Origin of the sequence: Chitinophaga niabensis (genome assembly GCF_900129465.1) — a bacterium.
GTDB lineage: Bacteria > Bacteroidota > Bacteroidia > Chitinophagales > Chitinophagaceae > Chitinophaga > Chitinophaga niabensis.
Map to the genome: position 1 here is coordinate 1,031,153 of NZ_FSRA01000001.1, position 12,326 is coordinate 1,043,478.

Annotated in this window: 6 protein-coding genes; 4 read left to right on the plus strand and 2 right to left on the minus strand. The window is 45.7% G+C overall.

The window, feature by feature from the left end:
* Positions 1–25: 25 nt before the first annotated feature.
* Positions 26–3,082 carry a SusC/RagA family TonB-linked outer membrane protein gene (locus BUR42_RS03905; protein WP_074237986.1) on the minus strand — a complete coding sequence of 1,019 codons (3,057 nt, stop codon included), beginning with the start codon at positions 3,080–3,082 and terminating at the stop codon, positions 26–28.
* Positions 3,083–3,289: 207 nt separating this feature from the next.
* Between BUR42_RS03905 and BUR42_RS03910 the strand changes: the two genes are divergently transcribed.
* A complete protein-coding gene (locus tag BUR42_RS03910; RefSeq protein WP_234979604.1) occupies positions 3,290–6,178 on the plus strand; it encodes a helix-turn-helix and ligand-binding sensor domain-containing protein in 2,889 nt (962 codons plus the stop codon).
* Here BUR42_RS03910 and BUR42_RS03915 read toward each other — a convergent pair.
* Positions 6,175–6,924 (minus strand): hypothetical protein, encoded by a 750-nt coding sequence (locus tag BUR42_RS03915; protein WP_074237988.1) that lies wholly within the window; start codon positions 6,922–6,924, stop codon positions 6,175–6,177. The genes BUR42_RS03910 and BUR42_RS03915 overlap by 4 nt on opposite strands.
* Before the next feature lie 79 nt (positions 6,925–7,003).
* Between BUR42_RS03915 and BUR42_RS03920 the strand changes: the two genes are divergently transcribed.
* The 3 genes from BUR42_RS03920 to BUR42_RS03930 all read left to right on the plus strand — a co-directional run bounded on the left by BUR42_RS03920 (position 7,004) and on the right by BUR42_RS03930 (position 12,318).
* On the plus strand, positions 7,004–7,594 hold the full coding sequence (locus BUR42_RS03920) for an RNA polymerase sigma factor (RefSeq protein ID WP_074237989.1): 591 nt from the start codon (positions 7,004–7,006) through the stop codon (positions 7,592–7,594).
* Positions 7,595–7,668: 74 nt separating this feature from the next.
* Positions 7,669–8,832 (plus strand): FecR family protein, encoded by a 1,164-nt coding sequence (locus tag BUR42_RS03925; RefSeq protein WP_074237990.1) that lies wholly within the window; start codon positions 7,669–7,671, stop codon positions 8,830–8,832.
* Positions 8,833–9,075: 243 nt separating this feature from the next.
* Positions 9,076–12,318: a SusC/RagA family TonB-linked outer membrane protein gene (locus BUR42_RS03930; protein ID WP_074237991.1), complete on the plus strand. Its 3,243-nt coding sequence runs from the start codon at positions 9,076–9,078 to the stop codon at positions 12,316–12,318.
* Positions 12,319–12,326: the final 8 nt, after the last annotated feature.

Consider the following 12,326-nt stretch of genomic DNA (forward strand, 5'->3'; position numbering starts at 1 on the left):
GTGCTGTTTTAATTGGATGATACAATTAGAAAGTAGCTCTTACACCAAAGCTGTATGTTGCTGAAACAGGATATACATTCACGTCATATCCCACACCGGTTACTTCAGGAGTGAACCCGTTGTACCTGGTGAAAATGAACGGCCTGTCTGCTGTTGCAAACACGCGCATGTTGATCGGCGCTTTGTTTTGATTTAGTTTGAAATTGTATCCCAGTTGTATGTTTTGTATGCGCAGGTAAGCACCACTTTCCGTGAAGAATGAATTGCTCACTTTGAACCATGAATCACGCAGCGCATTTGCTGATGGATAGGCATTGGTAGAACCAGGGCCGGTCCAGAGGTTGCTGGCAAATTCTTCATCTATGTTCAATGATGTGGATGCTTTGTAGAGCTTTCCACGGTTCAGGTTAAGGATTTTGTTTCCTGAAACGCCCTGGAAAAATATACTGAAGTCAACATTAGCATATTGAAGCCCCAGGTTGAAACCATAGCTGAGCGTTGGTATATAGTTACCAATATTTACACGGTCAGCATTGGTGAGTTCACCATCTCCATCCTGGTCTTTATATTTAGGGAAACCGGGTTGTATCTTAGATGTGGCGGTACTGTTATATTTTGAAGCGATAGGGTCTTTGTTTATTTCATCCTGGGTTTGATATACACCTATAAATTCATAACCATAGAAATAATTGATAGGCTGGCCTACAACAATGCGGTTGGGGAATTCAGCTGTCCATTCCGGGAATCCGCTTGTTGAGCTGGGAAGGCTTCCCAGGTTGGTCACCCTGTTTTTCAGGGTGGAAAAATTTCCACCGATCTGGTAGTTCAGTTTTCCAATGTTATCCTTCCAGTTCAGTGAAACATCAAAACCGCTGTTTACCATATCTGCCCAGTTACCATACACGGAGCCGTAGGTGTATGCAAGGGGTTTTTGAAATGCTGCCCCGGTTGTTGTACGGTGGTAATAATCCGCGGAACCTTGTAATCTCCTGTTCAATAATTCAAAATCAATACCTCCGTCCCATTCTGTTACTACTTCCCAGGTAATACTCGTGAAATTTCTGTCAACAGTATACCCTTGCAGGTATTGCCCGTCTGAAGTGCCTGTGCTTCCAAAGATGGCTGAATTAGAATTCCCGCCGAGCGCTTTAGCATATGCGCCATTGGCATTTACCCCGTCGTTCCCCAGTTTTCCCCAGCTACCACGCAGTTTAACAAAATCAAAGATCCGCTGACCTTTCATGAAATTTTCATTGGTAAGTACCCATCCAAGGCCAACTGAGGGGAAATAGCCCCATTTGGTTTGATATTTGGAGCTGCCATCTGCCCTGAACGTTGCAGTCAGCAGGTATTTATTATCAAAATCATAAGTAGCCCGCGTAAAGTAGGAGATACCGGCATTACGAGATCCATTTTCACTGTATCCGTTGGCGGTTTGGGTTCCCCGTCCTACATACCACGATTCTTCTACATTAGGAACATCATCGGCAGAAACCCATGTTTGCCGCCATCTTTCCTCCCTGGTAGACTGACCCAGTAAGATGGACCAGTGGTGAGCGCCGATACCGTCTTTATAGGTAAGCAGATTATCTAAGATATAATTGGTGACGCGCTCCTGGGTAGACCTCAAATTGGACTTGGTCACCTGTGTACCTGGCCCTAAATTACGTTCCGGGCTATAATTAACCCTGTGGCCGGAGGAGTATAACTGACTGAACTGTGAGCGGAAGGTGATCTTATTATTCCAGAAACCTGCTTCCGCATAAACGGCGGGCAATACCTGGAAGTTTTTAAGCCGGTCGTAATTATAATAGGCTGTTGCAACAGGGTTGGCATCTTCTCTGCCAATGAATGATGCGTTGGCGAACTTCACCGGAGATGCATTCACGTTTTGCTCATCATATACAGGGAATAAGGGAGAAGATGAATAGGCCTGGGAGAAAGCCACGTTAGGCGCATAAAATGTAGTAGCGTTGGTAAGCGTAGAAGTGAAACCAACCTTCAGCCATGAAAAGGCATTTGCCTCTACCTGTAACCTGATATTATATCTTTTGAAATCATTCTTCGTTTCCATGATACCGTTCTGATAGGTATAATTGAATCCGAAAGAATAGGTTACTTTATCACTACCGCCCTGCAGATCTATGCCGTGGTTAGTGATCAATGCCTGGCTGCGGAGCAATTCCCCGTACCAGTCCGTACTGGTAGTAGGGGCAATACCGCTGCCGCCAAATCTTTGGGAAGAGAGCGTAGCGGTGGCACTATCCTGGGCCGTTTTCCTTTGTAAAGAGAAAGACGTGTATTGTGCCCCGTTAGCCATTTTAAGTACATTGGTGGGCACCTGCATCCCTGCATATCCGTTGTAGGTTACCCTGGTTTTCATATTGAGCTTCCCTTTTTTAGTGGTGATCAATACTACGCCGTTAGCTGCCCTCACCCCATAAATGGCTGCTCCGGAAGCATCTTTCAGTACAGATATTTCTGCGATGTCATTGGGGTTCAGGAAGTTAATGTCGCCAACAAACATCCCGTCCACCACATATAATGGGTCTGTATTATTAAAGGAGCCAATCCCCCGTATGCGCACAAGCGGGTTGCTGCCGGGAGCTCCGCTGCTTACTATCTGAACACCTGGCACACTCCCCTGGATGGCATCCATTGTACCGGCAGTGGTGCGTTTTAACATGTCTTCTGTATTAACAGTGCTGATAGGAGCGGTCAGGTCTCCCTTCCTTTGGGTACCATAACCAACGATCACTACCTCGTCAATCTGTCTTTCTGAAGGGAGCAGCCTCACCTCCACATCATCCGAAATAGCGATAATTTGTTCTTTAAAGCTCAGGAAAGTTACCCGTAAAGAATCTGCAGACGATGGCACGGAAAGGCTGAATGTGCCTTCTCCGGAGGTAACGGTACCAATTGTAGGATTATTCTTTACCCTGATGGCTACCCCGGGTAAAGGGTTGCCTGTATCATCCAAAACCCTGCCTTTAAGGGTCCTGTTTTGGGCTTGTGTGGTGGAGTGAATGACGAGTAAAAGCAACATGGTTACCAAAGTAGAGAGGTACAGTTTTCTCTTCATAACGTAATTTTTAGGTGGAAAATGTTATTAAACAGGGCTGGATAAAAATAAGATTGTCTTGTTAGATTGTAAGGCAATTTACCACATCACAACCTCACCCGTTATTTTATAATTCATTAATTATCACTAAATTCATACCTTATCAAAACCTCATCAAAACCTCTCATCACCTCATCAAGGAAAGCTGGTCATATGAAAAAGGCTTTTGTGTATATAACTATCTTGTTAGCATTTGGTTCAGTGCATGTTTCCGCGCAAAACACGCTGGGGATACCCCTGATCATAAATTATAATAAGTCGTTGTACAAGGGAGGGTTACGGACCTGGGATATTAAGCAGGATAGCAGGGGGATCATGTATTTTGCCAATGATGAAGGACTTGTAACCTATAATGGCGGTTTCTGGAAGTTGTACCCCTTGCCCAATAAAACCATTTTACGCTCCATATATATAGATAAGAACGACCGGGTGTACGTGGGAGGGCAGGATGAGATCGGTTATTTTGAGCCGGGAGCCAATAACGTTTTGCGCTACACCTCCGTAAAAAGCATGATCCCGCAGCAATACCGGAACTTTTCGGATATCTGGAATACGGTTGCGCTCGGGGAATCGATCTTTTTCCGGGCTTCTGACCGCATCTTTATGCTGGTTAACAACCGTATAGAGGTCTTTCTGCCAACTAAGGGAGAATGGTTGTTTATGGGAGAGGCCGGGGGAAGGCTTTTAGCCATGGACCAGCATGCTGGTTTGCTGGAATATAAACGGAACAAGTGGCTGCCTTTGGTAAACGGCAGTTCGCTAAAAGGCAGGGTACCGGCAGACTTCTTTGAAAGCGGAGAGGATAAATTCATTATCGCAACAATTGATAACAACTTATTCTCTTTACAAAACGATTCTATAAGCCATATTGATAATATACCCCGGGGAGACCTGTATACCCCTTCTTTTGCCAGGATCAGTGATTCCGAATATGTTAAGTCCACTTCTACGCAAGGATGTATCATACAGGATTTTCAACATCATTTTATACAGCGCATCTCTGTAAAGGAAGGATTGAAGAATAATAACGTCACATCCGTTTTTGTTGACAGGGAAAAAAACATCTGGGTGGGGGTGGACAATTCCATCAGCCTGGTCAACTATAATTCACCTATAAAGTTCCTGAGCCCTGATACCGTTAATAATGTAATTGGCTATTCCTCCCTTATTTTTAAGGATAACCTGTACATATCTTCCTCCAATGGGGCTTTTGTGGCTCCCTTATCCAGTCTTAAAGGCGACCTCAGCCTGGTAAAAAGCAGGTTCTCACTGGTAAAGAACAGTGATGACGGTGAGGGCTGGCAATTGGAAGAAATGAACCAGGAGATTTTCCTGGCGCATAACAAGGGGGTTTTTGTTATCAGGAATAACCAGGCTGTTCCGGTTGCAGCCGGAGCCGGATGCTGGACCTTTTTGCCCACTTCATCAGTATACCCGGTAACGGATATTGTGGTAGGTACCTATTGGGGGCTTGATCTGCTGCAATATGCCGGCAACGGATTTCATAGCAGGGGGGCTTTAAAAGGAAGATCAGACTCATACCGGTTTTTGGTACAGGACGAAACCGGGGGGATCTGGGCATCGCATCCTTACAGGGGTATCTATCAGCTCCAGGTATCTACGGACAGTATGAAATTTAATACCCGCCTTTTTACAAATGCGGATGGATTACCTTCTACTTTTAACAACTACGTATTTAAGATCAGGAACCGGATCGTATTTCCAACAGAATCCGGGGTGTATGAGTTTGACCCGGCTACTGCTAAATTTATTCCATCAAAGTTCTTATCAGTTTTTGATGGCCTGCCGGTGCGATATATGAAAGAGGATGATAAAGGCAATATATGGTTCTGCAGCGGTAAGAAACTGGGTATTGCACGTTTCTCAGCAAATGACCGGCAGGTGACCTATACTATTTCTTATTTCCCGGAATTGGAAGGGTATACCTTGTCTAACTTTGATAATGTTTATCCCTACAACCAGCAGAACATTTTTATAGGCTCAGAAAACGGCTCCATACATATTAACTATGAAAAGTATGCTGAGCAAAAGCTCCAGCCCACTGTTCTTCTGAATGAAATTAAAGCCATCGGAAAAGAAGACAGCCTGGTATTCGGAGGGTTCTTTCTCAGGGATAAAAAAGATGCTTTTTCCCAACAGCCGCAAGAGGTCGTTTCTCTTTCTTCCGTATTCAGTTCTTTCCACTTTGAATTCAGCTCCCCGATATATGGACGCCCTAATAATATCGAATATAGCTACCGGCTGGAAGGGTATGAGAGGGAATGGTCTGCCTGGACCTCAAAAAAGGAGAAGGATTATACGAACCTGCCGGCTGGTAAATATACTTTTAACCTGAAAGCGCGGGATAATTTAAACCACGAATCAGCTACAGTTCAATACACTTTTACTATCATGCCGCCATGGTATATGTCAGTCTGGGCAAAGGCTGTTTATTTCCTTGTACTGTGCCTGCTGTTCTACCTGCTCAATGAATGGCATCGCAGGAAGTTATTGCAGCAACAAAAGAAATTTGACGAAAAGCAAAAGCAATTAGAATACATCCATCAGCTGGAGTTAGAGAAAAATGAAAAGGAGATCATCAAGTTACAGAACGAAAAGCTGGCCAGTGAGGTAGCGTTGAAGAACAAAGAACTGGCAAGTACCAGCATGCAGCTGGAAGGAAATGCGAATACATTTCATAAGCTTCGGGAAGAAGTGATCAAGCTGGATAATAACCCCAATAATAAAAGTGATATAAAGAGCATCATTTCTTTATTAAAAGAGGTGGAAGATAATAATGCCAACTGGGATAAGTTTGCCGTGCATTTCGACGAAGCCAACGATAACCTGCTGAAGAAATTAAAGAAAGATTACCCTAAGTTATCTCAAAGTGAATTGAAGATCTGTGCTTACCTATACCTTAACTTCTCCTCCAAACAAATTTCCCAGCTCAGTAATATCACGGTGCGGGGGGTAGAGATCCACCGCTACCGGATCAGGAAAAAGCTGGGACTGCAAACGGGCGAATCCCTCAATAGCTTCCTGGGAAATCTTTAAAATTTAATCAACAGTTTTTCAGCTATCAGCTTATCGTCTTTATAGTATTCGAAATACCATTCCCCGTTTTTCTTCAGGACTATTCCATGGGAAGTTCCGTTATCCGCAATAAAATAATCAGCTACAGAAGTTTTAAACAGGGTCAGCACTTTCCTGGGAGTGGTATCTATTAACTGGTACCCGGTAGGCGTTTGCTGGGCATATAATGTTCCTGCTGCGTCCTTTGTTTCTGCCGGAGCCGGAGCAGGAGCAGGTGTTGTAGCCGGAGCAACTGCCGGAGCAGGAGTTACCTGCTGGGGTGCTGCATTGGTTGTTCCATTATAAGCATACGGTACATCGTTCAGGGATGTAAAGGCGTCCCTTAAAGCCAGTGTATAGGAAACGTCAAATTCTTTTTCCCTGCTTTTCCCTTCTTTGCTTTTAAAAACAATATTACCCTGGCAATCTTTTAACAGCAGCGTAAGGTTCGTAACAAACAGTCCTTTTTTCTGCACTACTTCAGCATTTAATGCATTACACCTGTTGCCGGCGAGTTCTTTCGGTATATCTGAATTATCAAAATACGCAGCAAACCCTTTTTCTTCCAGCAGTGATTTGGTAAGTGTGTTTAATTCATATTGATTGGATTCCCTGAGAAAGCTGAACTTTTCAGGTATCAGTACGTATTTGTAGTTATTGATCGTTTGCTGCTGGGCATACCCTGAAAAAGGAACGAGTAAAAAAAGTAACAACATGTACCTTTTCATATAACATTTTGTTTGGGAACGAATATAGGCAAAATGAGATTACCTTCCGAATTCCCAATTTCATTACATTTATAGCCAAATGGGGGATTCCACGATCACTGAAGCCGAATACCTGGAGCGGCTCCGCAAGGGAGATGTAGATGCATACATGCAGCTGTACGATAAATACAGTGCGCACGTTTATGGATGGGTATTGCGTTTTGTGAAAGTGCCCGCCTATGCGGAAGACATTGCGCAGGATGTATTCCTGAAAATATGGGAGGTCCGCGAACGGCTTGATCCCACCCAGTCTTTTCCCGCTTATCTCTATAAGATCAGCCGCAACAAAACCTTCACTTTCCTCCGGAAGAATGCTGCTGACGAAGCTACGCGCCTTCAGATCATGCAGCGTATTGGCGAAATAACAACATCGCCCTACCACCAGGCGTTATGGGCGCAGTACCAGCAAATGCTCAACAACGCCATCACACAACTGCCTTACCAACGGCAAAGGGTATTTACATTATGCCGGCAGGAAGGCAAAAGTTATGATGAAGCTGCAAAAGAACTGGGCATCTCCCGTAATACCGTAAAAGAGCACATGGTAATGGCCCTTAAGGATATCAAAGCCTATTTCTACCGGCATGGAGATCTCTCCCTTGCTTTACTGCTGCTCATGCACAAATTCTAAGTGGTACATATAATAATGAAATTTATTTGTGGAGGGACCCACCCTGTTTTTCCCGGCAGTGGTATATATTAAGTATGCCACAGGAAAAAGAACATTACCAGCAGCTGCTGCAACGTTTTCTTGATAACAACTGTACTCCCGGAGAGGCCGAGGAGTTATTGAACTTTCTGCAACAGAACGCTTCCAACCGCCTGCTGCTGGAAGAAATGAATGCTTCCTTTGGCTCACCTGTACAGGAAGACCAGGGCCCCTGGCGCGACCGGGTGAGGCAACAACTCCTCCTTGCCGCACAGCCGGTAAAAGTGGTCCCTCTCTATAAAAAATGGTGGCCGAAAGTGGCAGCAGCAGTACTGCTGCTGGCAGTCGCCACTTTTGGATGGCAGCACTACCGTTCCGCCGAAAATATAGCTGTTGATAAGCTGGCAGATAATAAGCGGGACCCGCTGCCGGGAGGCAACAAAGCAATGCTCACTTTGGCAAATGGTACCACTGTGGTGCTGGACAGTGCTACTAATGATGCTATCCCCAGCCAGGGTGCCACAAAAGTGATCAGGATAAACGGGCAATTAAAATATGAAGCAGGCCAGGTGCCGGATGATGCGGTGGTATATAATACCCTTAGCACGCCAAGGGGTGGGCAATATAAGATAGAGCTGCCGGATGGTACGCTCGTATGGCTCAATGCAGCTTCCTCCCTTCGTTTTCCAACCACATTCAATAACGGAGAACGTACCGTGGAACTTAATGGGGAAGGGTACTTTGAAGTGGCGCACCGGAACAATATGCCGTTTAAAGTACAGCTGGGCAGTGGTACGGTGGAAGTACTGGGCACACGTTTTAACGTGATGGCTTACCAGAATGAAACAACGGTTAGAACAACCCTGTTGCAGGGCGCGGTGAAAGTGACGCATAGTGCTCATTCCGCCAGGCTCATTCCCGGGCAGCAGGCCAGTTGGGCTGCTGATGGCAGTAACATCACCGTCAGCCAAACAGATGCTGATGAAGCGGTTTCCTGGAAAGAAGGTTACTTCCATTTCAACAAAGCGCCGCTGGCTGATGTAATGCAGCAGCTGCAAAGATGGTATAACGTGGAAGTTCGCTATGAAGGCAATACCGGTAAAAGGGAATTCTGGGGTAAGATACCCAGGAATGTGCGGTTGAGTGAGGCGCTCAAAATACTGGAACTCAGTAATATTCCATATTCCATGAAAGGCGATACAATTATTATTCACCAGTAAAAACAACCAACATCGTTCCGTTATGAAATGACAGTAAAGTAATATAACTAAAAACGGAAGTGTCGTTACCACCTCCGTTATGCCAGGTTATCATTACAAAATTCCGTGTATGAAAGATTGATTGACTCACCTAAACAACTCGAATTTATGCAATTATCAGGTCTCTTCAAAAACCTGAGCGAGAAACGTTTGCCTGCTACGAGGCGTTTCTGCCTCTTACCGTGCAGAAAAATCAGGCTCATTATGAAACTGACATACTTTCTTTTGCTGGCATGTTTTTGCCAGGTCCATGCAAGTAGTTATGCGCAAAAGGTTACGCTTCATGAAAAGAACGCGTCCCTGGAAAAGCTGATCAGGAATATCGAAAAGCAATCCGGTTATGTATTCTTCCTGGATTACTCCCTGATGGAACAGTCCAAAAAGATCAGCGTGGATATCACAGAAGGTACCCTGCAGGAAGCAGTGGACCTCTGCGTCCGGCCATTTGCGCTGACCTACACAATTGTTGGTAAAACCATCGTTGTAAAGCAAAAAGCCCCGGAACCAGCGGATTCTATTATCGAGGTGCATGGTAAAGTAACTGATGTGGAAGGCAGGCCACTTCCCGGAGTGTCTGTTTCGGTACCGGGTACCAGGCAGGGCACTGTTACGAGTGACCATGGCGACTTTGTAATATCGGTATCACCTGCCACCAAACTGCATTTCAGCATGCTTGGTTACAAGGCCTCCGATATAGCGGTGAATGGTCAAAAGACGCTTACCGTAGTGCTCACATTGCAAAATACATCTGTGAATGAACTGGTGGTTGTAGGATATGGTACACAACGCCGGGGTGATGTAACCGGAGCCATTGCTTCCGTAAATACCAAAACATTGGAAGGAACACCTATCCGCTCTGTGGACCAGGCATTGCAGGGGAGGGTAGCGGGTGTTACTTTTGTACAGAACTCAGGTATGCCGGGTGCAGGTTCTTCTATCCGCGTGCGTGGTGGTAACTCTATCAACGGCAGCAATGAGCCCTTGTATGTGATAGATGGTGTGCCGGTATTCGCAGACCAGGGAAGTGATGGTACTTCCCTTAATCCACTGAACAGTATTAGTCCCACGGATATAGCCTCCATTGAAATACTGAAAGATGCATCTGCAACCGCGATCTATGGCTCGCGTGGCGGCAATGGCGTAGTGTTGATCACTACTAATCGCGGGAAGAGGGGCGATTCCCGGATCACTTTTGATTCCTATTATGGTTCGCAGCAGATCCTCAAAAAATATTCGCTGCTGAATGCTGCACAGTTTGAGCAACTGGCAAATGAAGCCAGCGTTGCCGAAAATGGCCCTGTGCTGTATGATCTCAGCAAAACGCCTGCTACCACAAACTGGCAGGATGCCATCTTTAGAACCGCTCCCATCCAGAGTTATTCCCTGTCTTTCTCCGGTGCTGATCCAAAGACCCGTTTCCTTGTTACCGCTAATTATTTTGACCAGCAGGGCATTGCACGGGGATCTGATCTGAAACGATATTCCTTACGCGCTAATCTCGATAAGGACATCAGGGATAATATCAAGATCGGTAGCAGTCTTACTGTTAGTAATGTACGTACCAACAGGGTGAACAGCGGATCGCTGTTTACAATGGCCACTACAGCGCCCAATCTGCCCATCTATCAACCAGATGGGAGTTTTACCGAACTCAACAACCAGGGCGCACCTTTTGATAACCCGATTGCACTGATCGACCACTACAAAAATTATAACAACGTTTATCGTACGCTTGGAAACGTATATGCCAGTGTTAATATCACCAAAGGCCTTACTTTCAAAACACTCTGGGGGGCCGATGTTAATTTCGGACGGAACGATATCTATCTTCCACAGGCGGTGTATTCCGGATCTCAGTTAGGCGGAAACGCAGCGGTATCTACCAACCAGACCTTTACCTGGCTGAATGAAAATACCCTCAACTATACCATGGACCGGGGTGGGCATCAGCTCAATCTGCTTGGCGGGTTTACCCAGCAAAGTTCTTCCTATCAATCACTCGGCGCAGAAGCACAGGGTTTCCTGAACGATAATCTCGGTACGAATGCGCTGGGCAATGCTGCCGCGGTACAGCCTTCTTCTTCAGGCATTGCCAGATGGGCACTGCTTAGTTTCCTGGGCAGGGCCAACTATAGCTACAAGAACAAATACCTGCTCACACTCACAGGCCGGTACGATGGATCTTCGCGTTTCGGGAAAAATAACCGTTTCGGTTTTTTCCCTTCCGTAGCAGTTGGATGGAAGCTTGATCAGGAAGCGTTCATACGTGACCTGCATGTTTTCAGTAACCTGAAATTAAGGGTGAGCCATGGCCTTACCGGCAACCAGGATGGGATCGGGAATTATCCATCTCTCGATCTGATGGGTAAGGCCAACTATTCGATCGGCAATGTGAATGTGATAGGCTTGATGCCTTCGCAGGTCGGCAATCCTGATCTGCGCTGGGAATCCACTGCACAATCGGATATTGGTCTGGAACTGGGATTTTTTGATAACAGGCTGACCTTTATCACAGATGTGTACTACAAAAAAACAAGCGACCTGTTGCTGTATGTGAAAATTCCCACCACATCAGGTTTTTCCACCTCACTGCAAAACAGGGGACAGGTAGAGAATAAAGGGATAGAACTTACCATTAATGCTACGCCGCTGGATAAGGGCGTACAGTGGGAGACCGGTTTTAATATTTCTTTCAACAGGAACAAAGTGCTGGACCTCGCAGGTGTAGACCGCCTCTTTGCCGGCCAGGGACCTAATCAATCTACCATTGTACAGGTAGGCCAGCCATTGGGTACCTTCTTCGGTTTTGCAACGGAAGGTATTTTCAGGTCGAAGGAAGAAGTGGATGCTTCTGCTCAAAAAACCGCTAAACCCGGCGATATCAGGTTCAGGGATATTAACAACGACAAAAAGATCAATGATGATGACCGTGTGCTGCTGGGCAATGCACAGCCTAAATTCTCTTTCGGTTTCAGCAATACGTTCTCATTTAAAGGATTCGATCTGATGGTGCTGCTCCAGGGCGTTTATGGTAACAAACTGTATAACGTTAATACCAATACCCTGGAAAATCTCACCGGCCTGCAAAATCAGAGCACTACCACACTTAACCGATGGACGCCGGATAACACCAATACAAACATTCCACGAGCAACCACCGTAAAACCCACAGCCCGCTCCTGGGACCGGCTGGTGGAAGATGGTTCTTACCTGAGAGGAAAAACAGTGCAGCTGGGATACAACTTATCATCTGCAACCCTGCAACGGATTAAACTCTCTACGCTGAAAGTATATGTGAATGTACAGAACCTGTTCACCATCACAAACTATTCAGGGCTTGATCCGGAAGTAAGCCGTTATGGATCAGATAATGTAAGCCCGGGTTTTGATTCCGGCGCTTACCCGAACGCACGCACGATTTCTTTTGGTATCAATGCCAGCTTCTAATCAAAATC